The organism is Chryseobacterium sp. JM1 (genome assembly GCF_000737715.1).
Classification (GTDB): Bacteria; Bacteroidota; Bacteroidia; order Flavobacteriales; family Weeksellaceae; genus Chryseobacterium.
In genome coordinates this window covers 1-21,862 of sequence record NZ_JPRN01000013.1, presented here as the reverse complement: position 1 = coordinate 21,862, position 21,862 = coordinate 1, and the positions used below count along the sequence as shown (strand labels likewise).

The 21,862-nt window shown below is 35.7% G+C and carries 17 protein-coding genes and 1 tRNA gene; 6 read left to right on the top strand and 12 right to left on the bottom strand.

Going from position 1 to position 21,862, the window contains the following annotated elements; all coding sequences use genetic code 11:
- Nucleotides 1-276: 276 nt before the first annotated feature.
- The gene (locus IW22_RS18675) at nucleotides 277-3,342 is read left to right on the top strand and encodes a M60 family metallopeptidase (protein ID WP_034729567.1); all 3,066 of its coding nucleotides are present in this window, start codon (nucleotides 277-279) and stop codon (nucleotides 3,340-3,342) included.
- A gap of 81 nt (nucleotides 3,343-3,423) precedes the next feature.
- On the opposite strand, the gene IW22_RS18670 is transcribed toward IW22_RS18675, so the two are convergent.
- From IW22_RS18670 to IW22_RS18645, 6 genes are all read right to left on the bottom strand, one after another.
- Nucleotides 3,424-4,746, bottom strand: a complete 1,323-nt coding sequence (locus tag IW22_RS18670) for a hypothetical protein (RefSeq protein WP_034729564.1) — start codon at nucleotides 4,744-4,746, stop codon at nucleotides 3,424-3,426.
- Nucleotides 4,747-5,275: 529 nt separating this feature from the next.
- The gene (locus IW22_RS18665) at nucleotides 5,276-6,391 is read right to left on the bottom strand and encodes a nuclear transport factor 2 family protein (protein WP_034729561.1); all 1,116 of its coding nucleotides are present in this window, start codon (nucleotides 6,389-6,391) and stop codon (nucleotides 5,276-5,278) included.
- A 99-nt stretch (nucleotides 6,392-6,490) separates the two neighbouring features.
- The gene (locus IW22_RS24465) at nucleotides 6,491-7,024 is read right to left on the bottom strand and encodes a helix-turn-helix domain-containing protein (protein WP_165571907.1); all 534 of its coding nucleotides are present in this window, start codon (nucleotides 7,022-7,024) and stop codon (nucleotides 6,491-6,493) included.
- 688 nt (nucleotides 7,025-7,712) lie between these two features.
- Nucleotides 7,713-8,696 (bottom strand): hypothetical protein, encoded by a 984-nt coding sequence (locus IW22_RS18655; RefSeq protein ID WP_034729559.1) that lies wholly within the window; start codon nucleotides 8,694-8,696, stop codon nucleotides 7,713-7,715.
- Between the two features lie 228 nt (nucleotides 8,697-8,924).
- Entirely contained in the window at nucleotides 8,925-10,037 is a 1,113-nt protein-coding gene (locus tag IW22_RS18650; RefSeq protein ID WP_034729556.1) for a hypothetical protein, read from the bottom strand.
- A 388-nt stretch (nucleotides 10,038-10,425) separates the two neighbouring features.
- A complete protein-coding gene (locus IW22_RS18645) occupies nucleotides 10,426-11,271 on the bottom strand; it encodes an AraC family transcriptional regulator (RefSeq protein ID WP_034729553.1) in 846 nt (281 codons plus the stop codon).
- Nucleotides 11,272-11,359: 88 nt separating this feature from the next.
- Here IW22_RS18645 and IW22_RS18640 point away from each other — a divergent pair, with 88 nt between their 5' ends.
- A complete protein-coding gene (locus tag IW22_RS18640) occupies nucleotides 11,360-12,547 on the top strand; it encodes an MFS transporter (protein WP_081873979.1) in 1,188 nt (395 codons plus the stop codon).
- A gap of 111 nt (nucleotides 12,548-12,658) precedes the next feature.
- Nucleotides 12,659-13,387, top strand: a complete 729-nt coding sequence (locus tag IW22_RS18635) for an NAD-dependent epimerase/dehydratase family protein (RefSeq protein WP_034729550.1) — start codon at nucleotides 12,659-12,661, stop codon at nucleotides 13,385-13,387.
- A 240-nt stretch (nucleotides 13,388-13,627) separates the two neighbouring features.
- Here IW22_RS18635 and IW22_RS18630 read toward each other — a convergent pair whose 3' ends face one another.
- The 3 genes from IW22_RS18630 to IW22_RS18620 all read right to left on the bottom strand — a co-directional run bounded on the left by IW22_RS18630 (nucleotide 13,628) and on the right by IW22_RS18620 (nucleotide 17,098).
- Complete coding sequence (locus IW22_RS18630) at nucleotides 13,628-14,542, bottom strand: NAD(P)H-binding protein (protein ID WP_034729547.1); 915 nt, start codon at nucleotides 14,540-14,542, stop codon at nucleotides 13,628-13,630.
- Between the two features lie 659 nt (nucleotides 14,543-15,201).
- Nucleotides 15,202-16,197 (bottom strand): DUF6268 family outer membrane beta-barrel protein, encoded by a 996-nt coding sequence (locus IW22_RS18625; RefSeq protein WP_034729543.1) that lies wholly within the window; start codon nucleotides 16,195-16,197, stop codon nucleotides 15,202-15,204.
- Nucleotides 16,198-16,264: 67 nt separating this feature from the next.
- A complete protein-coding gene (locus IW22_RS18620; RefSeq protein WP_228384068.1) occupies nucleotides 16,265-17,098 on the bottom strand; it encodes a helix-turn-helix domain-containing protein in 834 nt (277 codons plus the stop codon).
- A gap of 294 nt (nucleotides 17,099-17,392) precedes the next feature.
- Between IW22_RS18620 and IW22_RS18615 the strand changes: the two genes are divergently transcribed.
- Nucleotides 17,393-18,499 (top strand): NAD(P)-binding domain-containing protein, encoded by a 1,107-nt coding sequence (locus IW22_RS18615; RefSeq protein ID WP_034729537.1) that lies wholly within the window; start codon nucleotides 17,393-17,395, stop codon nucleotides 18,497-18,499.
- A 111-nt stretch (nucleotides 18,500-18,610) separates the two neighbouring features.
- Here IW22_RS18615 and IW22_RS18610 read toward each other — a convergent pair.
- Both IW22_RS18610 and IW22_RS18605 read right to left on the bottom strand, forming a co-directional pair.
- A tRNA-Ser gene (locus tag IW22_RS18610) sits at nucleotides 18,611-18,695 on the bottom strand.
- Nucleotides 18,696-18,906: 211 nt separating this feature from the next.
- Nucleotides 18,907-19,134, bottom strand: coding sequence for a hypothetical protein (locus IW22_RS18605; RefSeq protein ID WP_034729534.1), 228 nt, complete (start codon nucleotides 19,132-19,134; stop codon nucleotides 18,907-18,909).
- 219 nt (nucleotides 19,135-19,353) lie between these two features.
- Between IW22_RS18605 and IW22_RS18600 the strand changes: the two genes are divergently transcribed.
- Nucleotides 19,354-20,202, top strand: a complete 849-nt coding sequence (locus IW22_RS18600; protein ID WP_034729530.1) for a putative phage abortive infection protein — start codon at nucleotides 19,354-19,356, stop codon at nucleotides 20,200-20,202.
- 30 nt (nucleotides 20,203-20,232) lie between these two features.
- Here the strand turns inward: IW22_RS18600 and IW22_RS18595 are convergent, their stop codons facing one another.
- A complete protein-coding gene (locus IW22_RS18595) occupies nucleotides 20,233-20,547 on the bottom strand; it encodes a hypothetical protein (RefSeq protein WP_034729527.1) in 315 nt (104 codons plus the stop codon).
- 302 nt (nucleotides 20,548-20,849) lie between these two features.
- Between IW22_RS18595 and IW22_RS18590 the strand changes: the two genes are divergently transcribed.
- A complete protein-coding gene (locus IW22_RS18590; RefSeq protein WP_034729525.1) occupies nucleotides 20,850-21,212 on the top strand; it encodes a helix-turn-helix domain-containing protein in 363 nt (120 codons plus the stop codon).
- The last annotated feature ends 650 nt before the right edge of the window (nucleotides 21,213-21,862 follow it).

The following is a 21,862-nucleotide window of genomic DNA, read 5'->3' as shown; positions in this document are numbered from 1 at the left end:
AAATTTGAAATTCAAAAAACAAAATTCTTCTAATCCTTTTAAATACATCAACATGTTGTGAAAAATGACAATATAGTATCAAATAATGAAAAAAAAGACAAGCCCTAACATGGATATATAGATTAACTTTAGGAAATATGGATGTGATGAAACAGTATATCAAAATTGATTAGGAAGGGATGGAAAATTTATGAAATTATAGATTCACCGACATATAGTTCTCATAAATTATTAGTTTTTTTAATACACCAAACTTATGACTTTAAATATATCATTATGAAAAAATTACTATTGTATTTCTTTGTTTTATGGGGATCGCTTGTATTTTCACAGCTTTATCAGGTTCCCGTATATTCAGGTACCTCTTTGCAGCCGGCACAGTCCGGAGCTGAATTTGCAAAGTTGCTTGACGGTGACAATACCACTATTTATCATTCCAAATGGTCTCAGAGCGGTATTCCGGATGAGCTTAAATTCTATTTTACCTCCAATGTTACCAGCATCAAAAAACTGGTTTACACGCCCAGACAATCCGGTACCAATGGTATGTGGACTAATGTAAGTATTTCCTACAGTACGCAGGCGGCTCCCAATACTTTCATTCCGGTAAGCAATAATTTAATTTGGGCAACCAATGCTCAGGATAAGGAAGTTATTTTTCCAACAGCTATCCAGAATCCTTACATTATTAAAATATCGGTAAACGCCGGTGTAGGAAACTTCTCGAGCTGTGCCGAGATGAAATTCTTTTCTGAAACACAACCTGTAATTGCTGACGGTACAGATTGTACCATCAATACTTCAGAACTAAGTGTAAATGGCGCCAACGATATAAAGGCCACCATCATTCCTTCAGGAACTACAGCATCATCTTATCAGTCCGGAGAAAATATTGATAAGTCTTATGATAATAATGTAAACACGCTGTATCACTCTTCGTATGGCAATACTATTTTTCCGGTAGTGTTAAATTACAGATTAGACGGAGTTACTCCTATTGATTATCTAAAATACACGCCCAGAACCAGCGGCGACAACGGTCGGTTTGGAAGTGTGAGCATCAGTTATAATACTACGGCAAACAGCACCTTTGTTACCCTGATGTCGTTTGATTTTCAGCATTCTTCTTCTCCTGTGAATGTCTATTTTCCAAGCCAGATTACTCCTCTAAATGTAAGAATTACGGTAAATAACGGACAGGGAAATTTTGCCAGTTGTGCTGAAATGGGCTTTTACACAGCGGGCTCTTCAGGAGCGGCAAATCCTTACACTAATATTTTTGCCAACACTCTTTATTCAGCATTAAAACCTGCCGTTACTCAGGCAGATATCGACGGGATGACATCGCCGTTTTATAAAGGCCTGGCGCAGTGTCTTTTCAACAGAACTTATATTAATAAATACAGGGTGCAGGATTATAAGGTTTATCCACCCATTGCTGTTACGACAGGTAATTTAAAAGTGGGAACCGGCTACGACAGTTTTGAAAATCCTACAGGTATGGTGTTTGCACAGGGAAATAAGGTGGCTATGTTTGTGCAGAATATCCCGTCAGGAGCCAGTATTTCGTTGCAGGTGAAGGATTTTTCTACCGTTCTTGGCGGTACCACCTCCTATTATGAACTTCATAATGGTTTGAATGTATTTCAGCTGACCAACAGTGGTCTGGGGTACATCAGTTATTATAATACCAATACGTCACTGGCTGATATTAAGATCAATATTGTTTCCGGTAAGGTCAATGGCCTTTATCATTATCAGACCTCTGCACAAAGTGACTGGCAAACGGATCTTACGAATTCAGCCTATCATATGATTGACGTTGTGGGACAGCATTCTCATTTGGTTTATAAAAAAAGTATGCTGAAAAATTATGCTCCTTTTAATCCTTCAGAACTTATTTCAAAATACGACCTTATTGTAAAAAATGAGTGGCTTGTGATGGGATTGTATAAATATAATTTAATTCCAAAAAACCGTATGTTCAGCTACAGTAATAATGGCGGAGGCTGGTATGCAGGAGGATTAGGGATCAATATGGATTCTGACTGGGGCGAAGAAAGTATGGCAGATGTCAATCAATTGTCCTTATGGGGGCTTGCGCATGAATTCGGACATGTCAATCAGATCAGACCGGATATCAAATGGATTGGAACTACAGAAGTTACCAATAATATGCACAGTACATGGGTAGATTATCATATGAATCCACAAAACGATGGAATGTCCCGTCTGGAAAGAGAATCTGTAGAACCAGCCACTGGAATGACCAGTATCGCGGGAGGAAGAATAAACGGAGCCATTTTGAATACCACTATCAATCAGGAAGCTTTACAGGGGAATGCCAATACGGATGTTTTTAAAGTGCTGGTGCCTTTCTGGCAGCTTGAACTGTATTATCAACTGGCCGGAGCTTCACGAAATGCGCCGGTTCTTTCCTTAAATTATCCAACCAATTATACGGGAGTAGATTATGCACACTGGTTCGGGACGGTTGCCAACAAAGCAAGAAGTTATAATGCTTCAGGGGTTTCAAATGGCGAATTGCTTCTGAATTTTGTGAAAAATACCTGCGATGCAGTACAGGAAGATTTAACCGGATTCTTCATTAAAACCGGGTTTTTAAAACCAATAAACAGATCTATTGATGATTACGGTATCGGACAGCTTACGATTACGCAGGCTCAGATTGATGCTACTGTTGCATCCATACAGGCTAAGAACTATCAGAAGCCTGTTTCACCGGTGATGCATTATATTTCATCCCGCAGCATTGGGGCTTTCCGCAACCAGCTTCCGTTAAGCGGGCAGACAGGTCAGGGAGCTGCTTTAAGTAATAATTATCTTACGGTACAACACAGTATCTGGAAAAATGCAGTGGCCTATGAGACATTCAATGCCAATAATCAATTGATTTATGTATCTGTAACGGGTACGGGTGACATCACCAACCAGACGACAAAAGTATACTACCCTTCTAACGCGGCAGCTGTTTATGCAGTGGGTTATGATGGCCAGAAAATTCTGGTTTATCCTTCTACGCCACCTGCAACACTTAGAGTTACGGAAGTGGAAAATAAAGATTTTGAATTGATTGTTTATCCTAATCCTGTGGAGCAGAATGGCTCCATTCATATTCAATTAAAAAATGCTTCAGGAAATTACAGTGCACAGATTTCCGGTATGGATGGTAAAATACTATTCAGTTCAAAAGGAAGTCTTGAATCTATTGAAAAATCGATCAATGCAGATCTTTCTAAGTATCCAGCCGGTACTTATTTACTTTCTCTTAAAGATGATAAGGGCAATGTCTTTAAAACGGCAAAGATCATCAGGAAATAATATTTTTTGAACTTATTTAAAATAGAAAGCACAGATTTTGGTCTGTGCTTTTTTAATTTATAAAGGATAGCAAAACTTATTTTAAAAGTAAAAATCCCTGTGATAGATTGGATATTCTTTCTGGATAAGAGGAAACGTGCCTTCATACCTGAAAGGATTGACCCCGAATCCATAAAACAGATTGGCCTGAATTCTCGCTTTCAAATCAATAACACCTTTTCTTTCAGGGATAAGAACTACCCCAAGCGAAGGAACGGCAGACACTCTTCCTTTCAGACCCGAATTGGCTAAAGGAACGGTGATAAACATCAGGCCGACAGCACCTTTGGCTTCTACTCCAGCCTCCGCATTAATGTTGCCTTCCAGATTGGTGATCCTCAGATCATCTTCTTTTTTCAGTGAAACATTCATGGACGGATTTCTTCCCACCAAAATATTGGCATTTCCGGTAATATCAAGAAGTTTAATCTGTGCTTTTCCTGTAGCGGCTATTCCCACATAAGGACCCGCTGAAACGGTCGGGCTCAATATTAGACCTGTAGGTCCCAGTACTATTGGCGCAATAGGAATATTAAGATAATCTGTTACACTGACAGTATACCCTAAACTTCCCTGAATATTCGCAAAAGTCTGCAGGGCTATTTCATCCATGATAAAGTTGACTTCAAAATTGGTTAATCTTCCGAAAGAAAAATCAATTTTATAATCAATTTTTGGTGTGAATCCTCCTTTTATATGGATATTGGATGCTATAGATACAGGACCTGCCTGTTGGGTAGGCAAAGGAATGGTTTTATCAAAGTTGAAACGGTTGAATTCGATCAGTTTTTGTGATGCGTCTGCTGATTTTCTTTCAAGATTTTCAATGCCGTTCACCAGATTGGGAGTCGTAAAACCTTGCAAAGGAACATAATTAGCCATCTTTCCATTAATATTGATCGGCTTATTTTCAGCCGGGTCATAGGTTCCGCTGATGGTTCCGCTATAAATAAATTCTTCAAGTTTTGCGCTTTCCGTTTGCACGAAGATCTGATTCTGCACCTTAGATACGGAAGTCACTTTGGCCAGAATCGTATGTACCTGATCCCCTTCTAACTGGGTTCCGGTAATGATGTTTCCCGTGTGGATACTGTCTGTTTGTGGTGAAGATCTGCTGAATATAATTTTATGATTATCGGTAGAAGAAATGGCCGATATCGATTCTTCATTCAGAATAATCACATTTTTCTGCAGGGTAATATCCCCCATTTTTTTCAGATTTTGGGTTTCAGGCGCACCCAAAGTACCATTCCCTTCCGGTTCATTCTGTTCACAGGAAGTGAGCATTAGAAACGAAAATAAATAAAAGATGATCAGTAAACATCCTTTTTCATAAATTTTTGATTTTCGGTAGTTATTTTTCATGCTGTCAAATATTTCACCTAAGTTAGAATTTAAAATTCCGATAACTTAATTTTTTGTTAAAATCTATTATGCAAACAATAAAGATCATTCAATCAATAGTTTAATGTTCAGAGATTATAAAGGATCAATTTCAAAACTGGGAAAGCTTTTTTTAATAATTAACCACGGATTTTCACAGATGTTTACGTTTATCAGGCTGCTTGATCTGCATAATCTGCAGGAAAAATATTCAAGCCATGAAAATTCTATGTTAATCTTTTAAGAATATGAAGTTTAAATTCGCTTTAAGTGATGTGGCATAGCTTAAAAATCCATCGGATTTTCTCTTAATTTTTCTTATCATCTTCATCGATCTTAATGGTTTAAAAATAATCTTCCGCAGAATATACAGATAAGTACAGATGATTGGGTTGATGTTTCCAAGTATTTTTGGGGATAAAATTTAATTTGACACAAAGAAATTGATTATTAAAAAAAACCTCCAGATTAAATCTAAAGGTTGTTATCTCTTGAGTGTTGATCAATTCTACTAATTATTTTTCTCAATCCATTCAATAATTTTTAAGGCAACACCATTGGATGATTGAAAATTTTGTCCTGTGATAATCCGGCCATCCTGTTCAACATACGATTCATTTTTCTTTGAAAATTTAAAATGACCGCCTCTCTCTTCTATGGTCTTCTGAATTAAGAATGGGAATTGTTTAAAATATTCGCCATCCTGTTTTTCAAAGGAGTCAGGATAACCGCTTATTTTTTTCCCTTCCACTAAGAATTTACCATTTTTAGTTTTCAGGTTAACAATACCCGCCGTTCCATGACATACTGAAGAAATAATGCCATTATTATCTTCATACACCTGCATAGCAATCCGTTGAATAGCTGAATTTTCAGGAACATCATACATGGCACTTCCGCCTCCGATATAATGAACGGCTTTGTACATTGTATAATCAATTTCTTCAGGTTTCACCGTATGTTCTAAGGCGTACATAAAGTCCCGGTTATATACATATTGCTTTTGCAGGCTGTCAGAAGTATTGATATAGCCCAAAGGAATAGCACCACCCTTTGGGCTTACAAACTCAACAGTATACCCTGAATGAACAAAAGTATCATAAGCATTTACGATTTCGGCAAAGCTGTTTCCTGTTGAAATGGTTGAGTTTCCGTAATAATGGGCATTAGAAACAATGAATAGTATTTTTTTTCCGGATTTATTGCTTGTTTTGCTGCTTGCAGATTTGCTGATTATTTTCCATTCGCCCTGAATTTTTTTGAGCAGGAACATATCCATAAATTCCTGTTTTTTTTCAGGGATGAGTATTTCAGCTTTTGCAACAGCAATATCATTATAAGATTCTATCGAGATGATTCTCCCTAAACGACCGTTAAATACGCCTTTACTTCCTTTTTCAAACCAGCTAACATATTCTGAAATGGGAACGATCCATAAAGGTTTTTCTTTGTGGCTCAGAAAAAGATTGGCTTCAGCATAAAAAGCCTTGCTGATATGGTCGGGCTTATTATAGGAAGTGCCCTCAATATAGTTTTCAATACAGTTTTCAATCAGAACCTGATCCGATTGTGAAAAACATAAATTGGATACTAATGCAAACAGGATGGAAAGAAAGATTTTTCTCATAAACTTAGGATTTTAACGTTTTAAAAATGTTTCTCAAAATTATATTGATTCATTTTTAAAACGTTCCAGATTTATGAATATGAAGTCCGGATGTATATTTTAGGAGTATAAATTATCTTTTTGATAATTTGAAGGCGTCATTCCTGTGATTTTTTTAAACGAACTGTAAAATGTACTGCTGGAATTAAACCCGGATTCAAAGCCCACTGTATCTATTTTGAACTGAGTATTTTCTTTTAATAACCGTTTTGCTTCATCAATCCGATATTCATTGATGAACTGGGTAAAACTTTTCTTCAAATTGTCATTGATAAACTGTGACAGCAATTGAGGGCGAATATTTAATTCTTTTGCTAAAATTGATAATGTAAGATCCGGATTGGTATATATTTTTCTCGTTTCAAAAAGGACACTGATTTGTTCCTGAATTTCCTTTACTAATTTTTCATCTATTTTATTGATATACTTTTCCTTATGAGTCACTGAAACTGATGTTTTGCTTTTCACATAATAAATCAGAAGGAAGGAAATGTAAAAGCTGAAGGAAAAAGCCAGGGATCCGGAAATATAGGATGTATATCTGGCTAATGTATACGAAAGCCAAATAGCAGAAACCCAAAAAATAACCGACAACACCCAGGTTTCGTGATAGCTGATTTGCTTGCGATTTGTCACCAACTTCCTGAAAATATGTATCGCTTCATAAATGGAGAGTACAATAAAAATAAACCATTGAATATTGATCAGGTAGTAAATTATTCCTTTCCATAGGACAGGGTTATCCTTGTATGGAAAAAGAAAACCAAGCACGCTTATGATGATAATGATTAGCGTAAGACTATATTTTGCAAAAGAATAATTAAGATTTTGCAGTATTGATCTGATATAAAAATACAACAGAGGACCAATTAAAAAACAAGCCGACAAACCTATTTGCAAGTACGTTTTTGACAGCTGCGGATTGAAGTTATAAAATACGGACTTTCCTATCCTTACACTTAAAGACAATAATAAAAGCCCAAGAAACAAATCAGACTGGGCTTTGTGGTGCTTGAAGAATAAAAAATAAAAACTCAGAACAACACTATTAAAAACACCTAGGGCACTTAAAAAAAATAATATTTGATCGTCAATATTCATGAGTTGGAAAATACTTTCTTTTTGGGATGGTTTGCCGTTCACTTCAATAGGCCCGCTCAACCGGTGGAATTAGTTTTTACAATACTAATAAAAATATCAATGAGATAAGTATTTTTTTTATGAATCGGGTGTTTTTACGCTAAACAGTATGGGTCCCACTTCGTTATCTGTAAACGCCGTTTTATTTTTTGGGTACATATTTTTTTAATTTGTCGTCAATATAGTATGCTCTTTCTTTTTTTTCTTCCCGAACCAAAAAATAAAATTTTAATTTTTTTCTATCTTCTAAATCATATTTTTCGTCTACATTCTGATCTGTTGTGTAATTAATTTCATCAATTTTAAGTGCTTTCTGTGGTTTAATGAGCCACGTCATGGTCAACAAATCCAGTACTCCATACGATTCCTCATTGGATTCAATAGAATACCCATAATATTTTCTTCTTGTAGAATGTTCTGAATCAATAAAAGAAAAATAACCTTCTGTCTGACTTCTGCTGTTGCTGATGATGTCATTTATAAGTTTTTTCTCTCCATTCATATTGATGAAACCCAGTTCTCCACCTACCGTTTTGTATTTGAACCAAATGTTGTCATTTCCTATGTCTACAATTTGCAAACTTGAATAATCAAAATCAAGGTTTTTTAAAGTTTCACCATCAGGTTTTATGACTGCATATGTATTATCCTTAATGGCGATAGCAAAATCCTCATTCCTGTATTTAAATAATTCCGGACAGTACGTATAAGTGTCTGAAAAAGAAAAAATTGAATTATTGACTACATAAAACCCTTTTGAATATGCTTTTTTTATGGGGCCATTTCCTGGAGAAGCTTCAAAAATCTGCCAATTCTGTAAAAAGACTTCCATCTTCTTTGTTGTTTTGTTGATTTCAAAATAGGCAATATTATCGTAATTCCCTCTTAAATTGGGTTTGGCAAAATCTAACTGATAATAGTTGGGCTTTACAACAACTTTATTGTTTTTTGAGTTTAAATACCCCATTCCTTTTTCAGTTTCATAAGGAACCAGATTTTTGAAATCCGTTGCCTTAATGTTCACAAAGTCTTTTTCAATAATGTTTTTTATGCTGTCTTCATATTTTTGCTGGGAAAAAGCGGAACTAACAATAAAAAGGGATAAAAAGGATAATTTTCTGATCATATTTTTTTCTTGTTTATTATAAAAGATGGCATATTACGTTTTCGTTCTTCTCAACGTTTGTATGCTGTTAAAGTGAGTAGTACATGTCATTCAGAAATAAAAAAAACTTAGAATAAGATTTCTTTTGCGGAGACAGGGATTCGAAACCCGGATCTGTTACAGTCCATAGTTTTCAGGACTGTCGCAATCTCATCAAACTTCTGCTGGCAACGTTTTTTGTTAAAGATTTTATTTCTTTAATTCCATTTGGATAGTGTCCTTGTAGAAAATCATATTCCATTGCATTGAGTTATTTCTAAAATTGCTAATCTGAACAGGAATTGTATCAGGTTTTTTCGGGTTCTTTTCGTAGGATATTACCTTAAAATTCTGTTCTTTATCATCGTGATGATATTTCATAAACAGTGAAGTACTATCTACATACATATATGGATTCGGACAATAGTACATTTTTCCTCTTTCTTCAATATAAATTGTTTTCCAGGCCAAAGTATCCTGCTGCCATTGATTTTCTTTAACCAATTTCCCATTACGTGTCATGGATGTGACTTTCCATTTTCCAAAATATTTTTTCGAAAGATGAACGTCATAATTATAATAAATAACAAACAGTAAAGGAATTAGAATACATAACACACGGGCGATTGAGCGTGAAAAATTATTACCAATGGATGGCAGTCTGTTTTTGTATTGATTAAAGAAGTTTATGATATCAACTTTTTGCTGTAAAAACAGATTAATCAAACCTAATGTTATGAGGATAGATGTAAATAAGGTAATGGGGCCAATACTATAAAAAACATTAATCAAAACAATGTTCAGCATGACAGGTAAAAGTATGGTAATGCCTAATAAAGTGGTACGTCTGAATAACAAAAGAACAGCACCAATTATTTGAAAAAAGGCCAAAATCACAGCTAGCCCGTAAGAAAACCCATAATACTTCCAGGTTAATTCCGGCCCCGTTAATACGCCTGATAAAGAATCATTTATATGATATGAATAATTAAAGTTGACTTCAAATATTTTTTGAAAGCCAAAATCCAACAGTAGAAACGCCATCCAATACCGTAGCAATATTGAAAACCAGGAAATATATGGTATTGAATTAAATGTTCCTTTATTTTCTTTTCTGTGCCAATAAATAGAAAAACCAATTGAGAATAGTATGGCCAATCCTAACGCAAGAAATCCTACAGGAAATATAAACTGTGAAATTTTATAAGGTAAAAGAGGCAGGATTATAAAAAGAGCAGTATTTGTAGCGCCAACAATGGCTAAAAACGATAATGAAAATTTCGAAAACCATTTTGTATTATTTATTACTTCGGCTGAACTCATAGATTTTTTTAAATTAATATTTTTTGGTTACTGTTTTTACAAAATGACGCCGAGCAATATTTTCCACGAAACAAAAGATATGTACAAACCTCGTAAAAAAAATACCTATATCCACATTTCGTGACATTGGCCGCTAAGATAAATATTTATTTATGAATTAGGCGCTTAATAAAAAAACTTTCATGGATACCAAAGATTATGAGTAGGAGCTCTAAAAAAAACAGGTAATCATATATTTGAATGTACCAGATTACTTTTATAGAAAATAATAAACCTAATTATAGTCCGTAATTTTACAATTAATACATTCAGGTATATTGTCTCCTGCATTAAAAGACAGTACCCATTCAAACACAATATTCGAAAACTAAATAAGGCAGAATCATCATTAAACCAGCGCTTTAGATCTTTTCACTTTTTTGAATTCCGTCAAACTCATATGATGTCGCTTCTTAAAAAATTTATTCAGGTGGCTTTCATCAGAAAAACCAAATTCCGTGACAATTTCATTGACACGCATATCACTGAACAGCACACGATGTTCAATCAAGCGCATTTTATAATTCAGTATATAGTTTTGAATCGTTTCGTCGCATTGCTTTTTAAAATAACTCCCCAGATAGGTTTCGGAAAATCCGAATTTCTTAGCGATCGCGGAAACTTTCAATAATGCAGGATCATGGATGTTACCCTGGATATAATCCATAATCTGAATCACCCTTTTATCCGTATTGGACGTAATCTGCTTTGTCCTCATCTTGCAGATATTCCTTGCCGCGATGACAATCAATGCATTGACGTAATTCAACGTCAGCTCATCCTGATACAGATCCGGATGATGTATGCCGTGAAGCAGTGAGTCCACAATTGAATTCACCAAAACAATGTCAGGCTTATTTTGCAGAATACATCCTGACAGAAAGGAAGCACCATAAAGTATGCATTCCATCGAATTAATACTGTTCCAGGGATAGTTTTTCACATACCGCTCGCTGAACTTCACAAGTAAAAGATCCGTACATTCCAGGACTTCCAAATAGTGCTGATCATTGGGTGTCAGTAGAAGCAGACTTCCTTTGCTGTACGAAGCCATATTGTTGTTGATCTTAAGAAATCCCTTTCCAGAAATGACATAGACAATCTGAAAAAAGGAAAACTTGTTATCATGAAGTGGACAGTGTACTGCCTGGTGGTACTCCACCTTAACCAGTTGATCGATATTCTCGCGTTTCATAAGGCAAAAATACCCATTTATCATGAATATGTACTGATTTTTAAAAACATTTCTGTTTAAATTTGCTAAATATTAATTGTAATAAAAAATGAAAACATCAATTTACGCGTTAGCACTTGGCGCTTTTGGCATTATAACAACAGAATTTGGGATCGTTGGCATCCTCCCGACTATCAGTCGGGAATTTGACGTATCCATCGATACAGCTGGTTGGCTACTAAGTGCTTTTGCGATCACCGTCGCGGTTTCTTCCCCATTTATCACCTCATTTACGACCAAAATAAACCGGAAGCTTTTATTATGTATGGTCATGAGTATATTTGTTCTGTCCAATTTAATTTCAGCATTTTCCACTAATTTCACCGTCCTGATGATCGCCCGTATCTTACCCGCGATATTACATCCCTTATTCTGGAATATCGCCATCGCCATTGCCTTCAAAGAAAGGGGTGCAAAAGGCGTTTCTACAGTTATGCTTGGATTAAGCTTGGCGACGGTACTCGGTATTCCACTCACTACCTATGCTGTAGATCTTTTCCAGAACTGGCAAGCCTCATTTTTCCTTAGTAGCGCTATCAGTTTAATTGCTTTTATTGGCCTATTGTTGTTTATACCGACTATTCCGCCAAATCCTGAGATATCCGGCAAAAATAAGATGGCAGTCTTGAAAAGTCCTGTTTTATGGCTTAATCTGGTTTCTACCCTCGCCACGCTAGCTGCCATGTTTGCGAGTTATACCTACCTGACTGCTTACCTTGAAGAGATCACCAAGATGGACGGTGCACAGATCAGTATGATGTTACTCCTTTTCGGTGGAATGGGAACATTGGGAAACTGGTTGATGGGATTAGCATTGAACCGCAATGTACTCCTGGCTTCCAGGATGTTCTTAGTACTTTTAGTGGCCGTACAGATACTTGCTTACTATTTTGGAGGCTATTATATTCCCATGGTTATACTCGTATCCTTTTGGGGAATGGTCCATACCTGCGGATTTTTGGTATGCAATGTCCGAACCTCACAGTCTGTTCCCCATCATTCTTTAGAATTTGTCAATAGCTTATTGACTTCATCCTTTAATATTGGAATTTCCTTAGGTGCATTTCTTGGAGGATTAGTCAGTGCCTATTACGGAGTTCATTATACTTTATGGGTAAGTATACTTTTGTTGACGGTAACCTTTCTTCTGAGTTTTGTGACCTTTCCTAAAAATATTACAGAAAATGAAGAGGCAAAACAATTGAAACCGGTAGCATCTGCATGTGAACATAGCTAAGTGTTTTACAGTTATTCCACTGGTAACCTTTGACTGATCCAAGCAATGACAGTGGAATTGCAACTATTCCAATATCGTACACTTCCTATATAATTTCATAAACAAATACTTATGCTTAACAATACATTAATTACCGGCGGCTCCGGAAAAATTGGAAGCCACTTTATCAAATCTTTTTCAGATCAATATAAATTTAGAATTTTTGATCTCCATCCTCCCAAGATTCAAGATGCATCCATTGAATATTTTCAAGGAAATCTTACGGATAAGGAATACCTCATAAAGGCTTGTGAAAATGTGAGCATTGTTATTCATCTGGGTGGTATTGCCAATCCCGATGCCACATTTGATGATTTACTGGACGCCAATATCATTGGAACAAAGAATGTTATTGATGCAGCTATTACGGCGGGTTGTAAAAAAATTATTTATGCAAGTAGTGCACAAACGATAGAAGGTTATCCAAAAGACATTCAGCTTAACACCGAGATGCCTGTAAAGCCTGGCAATTTATATGGTGTTTCTAAATGTTTTGGAGAAGCCCTGCTTTCCTACCATTGTTTCAGCAGTGACTTAAGTGCAATATGTCTTAGAATTGGAGCCTATGAATTTCCGGAAGATTTCACAGAAATGAATGCCAGGGATTTAAGCGCCTATCTGCATCCCGATGATTTAAATCAGCTCCTGCATCTATGCATTGAATCTAAAAACATAAAATTTGAAATAGTAAATGCCATTTCCAATAATACCTATAAGCGGCTTGACATTGAGAAGACTAAACTTTTAATGGGTTACGATCCCCAGTATAATTCTTTTGATCTATTTAAGCTCAAAAAATAAAATTATAATACGTTTGAAAAGCAAAATTTTTGAAAATAAAAAAAACCTTAGAATAAATTATTCTAAGGTTTTCTTTTGCGGAGAGAAGGATTCGAACCCCCGGACCTGTTACAGTCAATAGTTTTCAGGACTATCACAATCTCATCAAACTGCTGCCAGGCATTATTTTTTATTAAACATCCTATTTCTTCAGTTCCATTTGAATAGTATCAATTGCTTCAAATCTTCCGTATTCATATCTTACAATAAAGACTTCCACAGTGGTTTTCGTTTAAACAAATGTCTGTTTTCCTGTAAATATTCTTCCATAATACGTGGTTTTCTTGACATTAAGCCGGTAATATTGTCCCCTTCCGGTTCAGGAATTTTTATGGCCAGCTCATCAAGTTCCACAATATGGTTAGCCAGCCATACGGGCAATTTAGCTCTGTTGATTAACTGGTTAAACAGTTCATCTGGTGTTACATTTACATATTCAATGGTGCGCCCGGTTACATGAGATAATTTTGCTGCCATTTCTATATGGCTAATGGCTTGTGGACCTGTAAGAACCACAGATTTTTCTTTTATTTCTTCGGGTGTCAACAAGTAATTTACCGCTATATCAGCTACATCACGACAATCGATATAATTTCTTCGTGCTGTACCAAGTGCTCCGTAAATTTTCCCAAAATACTGAATGGTAAAAGTATTTCGTTCCCAATTTTGCATAAAAGAATGTGGTCTAAGGCAGCAAAATTCATCCATATTCTGCCAAAGGTGCTCATCTATTCTCCTATGCCATTGACTCACCTCTACCTTGGCAGGCATCGTAACTATGGGAGCCGATAACTTGACAATTCGTCTTACACCATTTTGCCTCGCAGCATCAATAATATTAATTTCATGTTCTACCTGATTGGGACCAGTTGCTGTTAAAAGAAACAAAACATCTGCCCCTTTGCAAACCTCTTTAAGCTGGTTAATAGAATTTAAATCGGCACTAACATAGGTTATATTCGATGGGCCTTTATCCAATGGTACCGGATAAGGTCTTTCAGGGTTTCGAAGAACACCTCTTACCATGCAATCCCTACCCTTGAGCTCCTGCATCACAGCAGTTCCAACGGCACCTGTACATCCAAAAACAACGATAACTGGTTTCATTTTTTTCATTGAAATAAATTGATTCTTTTAGTAAGGATTAAACGTTCATTATCCCTTTTCTTCATGGGTATTCTATTGAGTTTATTCTTCATTTCTTCTAAGTTTGAGATGTTTCTGTTGATGAGTTTTTATGGATAAATGATTTAGCTGTTACGTTTGATCACAAGGTCGCGAATGATAAATATGGTAGCCCCCAAAAAGGTGGAGAGTAAAATATTAAAACATTCGTACTGTAAATTGAATAGCCATATACATAAGGTTCCTAAGCCCATCATCAGTACAATGATCAACAAAGATCTGATCAGCTTGTTTCGCACTAATATTCGTTGCGACTCAAGCCGCCAAAGCAAGATAAAACTGCAAAGTGTTGACAATAAAGAAGACAAACCAATGCTGCTATAACTGGCCGTCATAAGATTGTTGTTCTGGAGCAGAAAACCAGATATAAAAGACATTAAAGTGGGAAAAATATAAGCAGGCAGAGCTGCAGTAATCAGGGCCCTAAAGTTAAAAGCTGACTGAAGAGAATGGGTACTGTTCATAAGATTGTCATTGGATATTGATGATGAAAATCGGTTTTGATTCACTTAATTTTCAGGCGCTGACAATACATGGTACAGGGTATGGTCACGAAACTGAAAATGATTGTTTTGATTATTTTTATTTGTTTATTTTCTGCCGATACGATAGGTAATAGTAACTTTCCCATAAGCCATATTGGAGGCAGAAAAATCATTGACTGTCTTTTGATGGGTATCGAACAATTCATAACGATTTAAAAGTCCCATTCCGGCTTGCGCCTGCAGCCAAATTCCACCCACTAAGCGTTGATGAACCTGAAGGCCTCCATGAATGGTAGAAAACTGAGCGTAATCGACTTCTTTAAGATGATAGTCTTTATAATTTTTCAGGTTGAAACGTGTCCAATCGATCGATCCGGCCAAACCTATTTGTGTATTCGGGCTTAGGCTGTAAAGCACGTTTAATCTCGGCCAGTAAAACTGGGCTAACCATTTTTTATCTGTACTTTGGTAATCAATTGATATCCCCGGGGTAACCAAAGTTTCTCCAAAAGAATGTAAAACATGAACTCCGAGTCCGACTTCAAGGTTCGACTCCCTCCCGAATTTCTTTGACAATCCGATTATTCCATCCAGAATTAAATCATCAAAAGAAACCGATTTTTTAAAGTCGGATGCAATAGTGGGCATAGCTATTCCTAAAATCGACCATTTTTCGGAAAGTGGGTGCTTAATTATAATGACAGATTTTATCTCGTGAATTCTTTCAATACGATTGGCATCCTGTATAGAATTTCTGTCATAATTAAAATCCATCATCCGATAGTTCAAATTACTAAAAACACTTGTTTTACCAATTTCAAAAGGAGGTGTTGCTAACCATGCGTCATAAGTATTGAGTTGGAATTTATTTTCTGACAGGGAACTTTCTGAAGGTACATCTTTAAAGCTAACTTTATGATGAGCCGTGACGGCAATACCGGCGACATCCTGAATAATCTGTCCGTGGCTTTTGTTTGAAAGGAAGAAAGCCGAACCAATTAAACAAAGGCAGGATCTTTTGATAATCCCGATGTGTTTAAAGGAAAAAATCATTTCAACCTCTTTCCTGATGGCATTTCTTACAGTAATCAATGTTTTCATTTTCTTTGAATTTTAGTAATACAAAGGTGGTTTGAAAACAGGAAATGCTTTAAAACTAAATCACTCTTTACTCGGACAAATCCTGCATAAAGGTCATTCTGTATTCTGAAGGGGTTACTCCGCTTATTTTCTTAAACAGGCGTCCAAAATAGCTGGGATCACCATAATTAAGTTCGAAAGCTATTTCGGAAATACTCTTGGTTAAATCCTGTAAAAGTAATTGACTTTGTAAAATACTTACTTTATTAATCCATTCTTTTGGACTCTCTCCAATCGTTTCTTTAATGCACCTATGAAGATAATTTTCAGAAACAGATAGTTCAGCAGCGTAAAACAAAATCGTTTTATGTTCAATATAATGTTTATATACCAATTCTTTAAAATTGAAAGTAATTTCAGCATTTCGGTTAACTGCTTTCTTCAGTTCACTTCCTGAACTGAAAATTTTCTGCAACCCAGCCTGCAGAAGTGAATAGCAAATATCTAAGTTTGCATTTTGAGAATAAATCTCAGTACTCAAAAGTTCAAATAGAGAGGTTAGCCAGATGCTATTTTCTTGTGGCAAATGAATGATATTATTAACTGAAAACAGCTTGATGAGCTCCTGCTTTGATAGGATTTGGTTAAGCGTCTGGTCTTCAAATAAAATAATATGACCGGTTGCATCCGGGCTCACTTCCTTTAGTGAGGTGACATTTCCCTGTCTTACCAATAAGATTTCGTGTTCTTTTATTGATATTAAATCTGCATCTACCTGCTGTTTTGCATTGCCTTTGGTAACATGAACAATGAAATTGTACTGAGGCCTGTGTAAAGGCGTAGGTACTTTAATAAAGCCTGATGTTTTTCCAATATCATGAATCTGGACCGCTGTTTTTAATATTGGGAAATCAGTCGACATTTCAGGCATATAATGTCCCCTGAAATCTGTTGGAGTTATTCTTTTTATTTTAACCACCTTACAAAACTAGCAACAAATATAATAACATCCATAAATTTCCTTATTAAGATTTCTTATTAATGGAAGCAATAACTTAGCAATCAATCCATTGTCAGTCCGCTTTGCAGGCCTATATTCGTTTAATTAAAATATTAGTTATTGTTGATGGTATTTCATACATTTAGTCTGTTGATAGCATATAAAGCGAAAAATAATAAGCACATTAATCGGTAAGGTCAAAAAATCAAGTACTATATGGAAGCTGATAAAAACTTGCAAATCCGTCCAGATTTATTTTACAAAGTTGATATTGCGGTAATTGGAGCAGGACAGGCAGGATTGTCGGCAGCGTATCATCTTAGAAAAAGCGGAATAGAACCGGGAAAGGGGTTTGTGGTTTTGGATGATGAGTTTGGTTCCGGTGGAGCCTGGCAGCATAGATGGGACTCTCTAACGTTAAGTAATGTTAATGGTATTAATGATCTTCCCGGAATGGCATTTGCCGATGCTGTTGATACGATGGATACTTCATTACAGGCAAATCTGGCTCTTCCAAAATATTACGAACAATACGAAAAGCAGTTTGATCTTCCTGTGATTCGTCCCGTACGGGTAAGTGAAGTTACGGATCGAAATGGACGGTTTATGATTCATACCAATGGCGTTCAGTTCACTGCCCGTGGTTTGATTAATGCCACAGGTACATGGAAAACACCCAATTGTCCAAAATATCCCGGATGGGACAAGTTTCTCGGCAGACAGCTGCACACCGGTGAATATAAGGGTGCTCAAGAATTCATAGGAAAGCATGTTATCATTGTCGGAGGCGGAATCTCCGCCATTCAGTTGCTTGGTGAAATTTCAAAAGTTACTACAACCACTTGGGTAACCCGACGACCTGTAGATTTTAAAAAAGAGGAATTTAGTATTGAACTACGAAGAGAGGCTGTTGCATCAGTCGAAAAAAGAGTTCGCGAGGGCTTACCTCCAAGTTCGGTTGTTTCAGTAACGGGGATCCACGTTACGCCAGCTATTGAAGAGATGTTACTTAATGGCGTTTTAGACAGAAAACCTATGTTTGAAGAAATTACCGAAAACGGGGTGCGATGGGAAGATGGAACGACCATTGATGCCGACGTTATTTTTTGGAATACCGGCTTTCGTCATTCTCTGGATCATCTGGCTGCATTACATCTTTTAAATGATAAGGGAGGAATTGAAATGTCAGGAAGACTGGCCACACAAGTCAGCAAGGATCCAAGAATTCATTTAATTGGGTACGGCCCCTCTGCCTCTACCATTGGGGCTAATCGTGCTGGTGGGGCAGCTGTAAAAGAGTTAATTGAATTTCTTAAATTATAAATGATTGGAGTTGCTCAATAAAATTTTATTCACAAAAAAACCTGCAATTAATTAAAATTGCAGGTTTAAAAAGTTTTTAAGCATTTTTTGAGTTTTACTCTTGCTTTTCAGCGGAGAGAGAGGGATTCGAACCCCCGGACCTGTTACAGTCAATAGTTTTCAAGACTATCGCAATCGACCACTCTGCCATCTCTCCTGAATCACGGCTATACCGTTGTTTTCAGTGGTGCAAATATAAAACGATTTTATATTCCTGCAAAACTTTTCCCTGATAAATTTTAACGAAACTTAATAATAGGCTTAAAATCAGGGGAATTATTTTCAGTGATTTGTTGAAACAATCTCCCTGCATTCGGTTCCTGAACTAAAACTGTAGTCTCAAAATACCTTTGGGACTTTGGTTTTGCCTAGAGCCCCCTCACTTCTTCCCTATCTACTATAGAAATAAAGCTGTTTTTCAGAAGATCCGCCGGATATACAAACTGATCTCCGTTTTCTCCCTTCACCACAATGGCGCCCTGTTCATCGTTGAGACATTTGTCCAGCTGGGTTTGCATTTCGTTCAGTTTTCCCTCCTTTATATCAATGGTGTAGGTTCCTGTGACGTGTTTTATTTTTATGATTTTGTTGTGCATGTGGTTTTTGATTGGGGGATAAATTTAGGGATTTCAGTTTAATTATGGGACTGTTTTTTACCCAGAAAAAGAATTAGCTTAACAAGGATTCAAAGTATAGAAAATTATTTTCAATAAAGTATAAACAATATTATTAAGACCATAAGATTGGAAAACATCTCTATTAAGGTACTTCTTGCTTATTTTCCTATATTTTGTATATTGTTGCAAACTAACAAAATGGGGAATAACAAAAAAAATGAAGAGAATAAAAAGCTTTATATTGGTTGGATTTCTATTGGAGTAGCTATTGTAGTACTAGGAATGTGGTTTGCTACATATTTTCTTTTAAGAGGAAGGGGTACTGAAATTAGAGGTACATTTGGAGATATGTTTGGATCAGTAAATGCAGTTTATTCAGGATTAGCATTTGCTGGAATAATCATTACCATATACTTGCAAAGTCATGAACTCAAGCTTCAACGAGAAGAATTAAAAGAGACTAGGCAAGAATTCATTACTCAAAATGAAACATTAAGAATTCAACGTTTTGAAAACACTTTCTTCCAAATGATTTCATTATTCAATTCAATTACAAACAATACAATAATAAAAAACAGTGGGAATGTATATGAAGGAAGATCAGCTTACACTAGAATTTCTGACCTAATTCATCATAAAGCTAGAAATAAAGCATTAGTAAGTGGAAACACAAACGATAGCTTAGCTGATCAAATAAATAATTATTCCACAGATGAAATATTAAAATTTTATGATGATGAATATCATACATACAAAGCACATCTTGCACATTATTATAGGACATTTTATCATATAATAAAATTAATACATAATACATCAGATATTGATAAAAGACAATATATATCAATTGCAAGAGCACAATTATCCAGTCATGAAATTATATTGTTTTTATATAATGGTCTTCATAAAAATGGTAGCGAGAAATTTAAGCCTCTAATTGAAGAGTATACACTTTTTAATAATATTGATGAAGACTTACTAATTAACCTTAAGCCATTATCTCAATATAAAAAAACAGCTTTTAAATATATTGAAGAATTAAAATAAGTAGTACCCTTAATTGGAGGCTATTTTTTATTAATCATAATCTTCTGGCAAATTATTTTTCTTTGCTGGAAGAAAATAACTCTTAAGTACAATAACTGATAGCCCTAATATATTTAATGTAGTTGTTTCAAGTAATCTTACAAGTACTTCATCAGATAAGCACAAGTACTTATTGTTAAGACAAAGTATTGAGATAACCAATATTAACCAAATAGAAGCAACTGATGGCGCCCATTTCGTAAGCCAACGGCGATCTTTATTATCATTTAAACACTTTTGTATTTGTGCGTATTTTGATAATTGGGACATTTTCTCTCTTCCATATTTTCCTGTTCGTTTTCCCATGATGGTATTATTTTTAAATTATAATCAAAAGTAATTATCCGTTCTTCTAGTAAGGGCGACTGTAAATTTATTTTTTAAAAAAATATTATTCAGCCAATTTTTTAATACTTAATATAAATTTAGATTAGTGACGATTATGACTTAATAAATATGTAATTATTTACTTTTTTTTTCTTATAATTACACACATTACAGAAAATCAGTATTCTTAAATTTCTCTCACCTAATTTCACATTTTACAACTTCCACAACCTACAGACCACACATTTTTTTCTATATTTGTACAAAACACACCCCACTCTATGGAAAAGCTAAGAACTCTAAGAAAGCAAAGAGGCTATACGCAGGAGTATATGTCCAATATTATCGCTACTGATGTATCCAACTACAGCCGTAAAGAAAGCGGTGATGTGAGAATATTTGATGATGAGTGGGAGAAGTTGGCTAATGCATTGGACGTAAAGGTAGAAGACATTAAAGAAGAGAAACCGGGTAATACCGTCAATTTCAATGACTCGTCAACCAATTCCGGAACTGCGATTCTTAACAACCATTACAATATCCCCGATTATATCTTAGAAAATCAGCAGGAATACATCAACCTCCTGAAACAACAGATAGAAGCCCTAACCGCGGAAAATAAGAAATTAAAATCCAGAAAATAGGTCTGCACAACAGAACTCATTATAAAATAAAACTGCTCCACCGGAAGCAGTTTTTTTTGTTTTTAAGCCTCCACCCTCTCCCATAACCATTGACAGCCCCTTACCTAAGTCCCTCTACCCCCTTACCCAAGGGGTATCTCCCCTTCCATAAGTGGGTAAAACCCGTTCATCAACCGGGCCCAGATCGTTCAGTAACGGCCTAAAGACACTTACAAAGAGCCTGCAACCACTTCAAGAACCGGAGAGAGCCCGTTTACAGACCATCAGGAGGCAGTTTAGAGCTGCCTGAAGGCTGAAACCTTCAAAACGGACGTCACAATCTGCGTCATCTGAGAAATCTGCGGGAGATCAAAAAAAACATTAGGTTTTGGCTAAAGCCGAATGAAATTTTACTTCAGTTTAAACGGGCTAAAGCCCAATGTCATTAAGTTAAGGGTCTAATATTTTGATTTTCAGACGATTCACCTTGTTTATGTTATCTTTTTTTCGTATATTTAACAGTGAATCAATCAGTTAAACCTAGACGAAAAAATATTAATGATATTTTATCTTCTCTTCAATGCGAAATTTCTCATAGTTTTACAAAGAAAAGATTTATAGTTAATGCTGAAGATTTCAGTAGAAACAGAAATCTTTCTTTTTCGGTAACG

Excerpts from the sequence above, each read along its gene's own strand:
- IW22_RS18675 (WP_034729567.1), top strand. The coding sequence starts at position 277 with ATGAAAAAATTACTATTGTATTTCTTTGTTTTATGGGGATCGCTTGTA.
- IW22_RS18670 (WP_034729564.1), bottom strand. The coding sequence starts at position 4,746 with ATGAAAAATAACTACCGAAAATCAAAAATTTATGAAAAAGGATGTTTA.
- IW22_RS18665 (WP_034729561.1), bottom strand. The coding sequence starts at position 6,391 with ATGAGAAAAATCTTTCTTTCCATCCTGTTTGCATTAGTATCCAATTTA.
- IW22_RS18655 (WP_034729559.1), bottom strand. The coding sequence starts at position 8,696 with ATGATCAGAAAATTATCCTTTTTATCCCTTTTTATTGTTAGTTCCGCT.
- IW22_RS18650 (WP_034729556.1), bottom strand. The coding sequence starts at position 10,037 with ATGAGTTCAGCCGAAGTAATAAATAATACAAAATGGTTTTCGAAATTT.
- IW22_RS18645 (WP_034729553.1), bottom strand. The coding sequence starts at position 11,271 with ATGAAACGCGAGAATATCGATCAACTGGTTAAGGTGGAGTACCACCAG.
- IW22_RS18640 (WP_081873979.1), top strand. The coding sequence starts at position 11,360 with ATGAAAACATCAATTTACGCGTTAGCACTTGGCGCTTTTGGCATTATA.
- IW22_RS18635 (WP_034729550.1), top strand. The coding sequence starts at position 12,659 with ATGCTTAACAATACATTAATTACCGGCGGCTCCGGAAAAATTGGAAGC.
- IW22_RS18630 (WP_034729547.1), bottom strand. The coding sequence starts at position 14,542 with ATGAAAAAAATGAAACCAGTTATCGTTGTTTTTGGATGTACAGGTGCC.
- IW22_RS18625 (WP_034729543.1), bottom strand. The coding sequence starts at position 16,197 with ATGAAAACATTGATTACTGTAAGAAATGCCATCAGGAAAGAGGTTGAA.
- IW22_RS18620 (WP_228384068.1), bottom strand. The coding sequence starts at position 17,098 with ATGTCGACTGATTTCCCAATATTAAAAACAGCGGTCCAGATTCATGAT.
- IW22_RS18615 (WP_034729537.1), top strand. The coding sequence starts at position 17,393 with ATGGAAGCTGATAAAAACTTGCAAATCCGTCCAGATTTATTTTACAAA.
- IW22_RS18605 (WP_034729534.1), bottom strand. The coding sequence starts at position 19,134 with ATGCACAACAAAATCATAAAAATAAAACACGTCACAGGAACCTACACC.
- IW22_RS18600 (WP_034729530.1), top strand. The coding sequence starts at position 19,354 with ATGGGGAATAACAAAAAAAATGAAGAGAATAAAAAGCTTTATATTGGT.
- IW22_RS18595 (WP_034729527.1), bottom strand. The coding sequence starts at position 20,547 with ATGGGAAAACGAACAGGAAAATATGGAAGAGAGAAAATGTCCCAATTA.
- IW22_RS18590 (WP_034729525.1), top strand. The coding sequence starts at position 20,850 with ATGGAAAAGCTAAGAACTCTAAGAAAGCAAAGAGGCTATACGCAGGAG.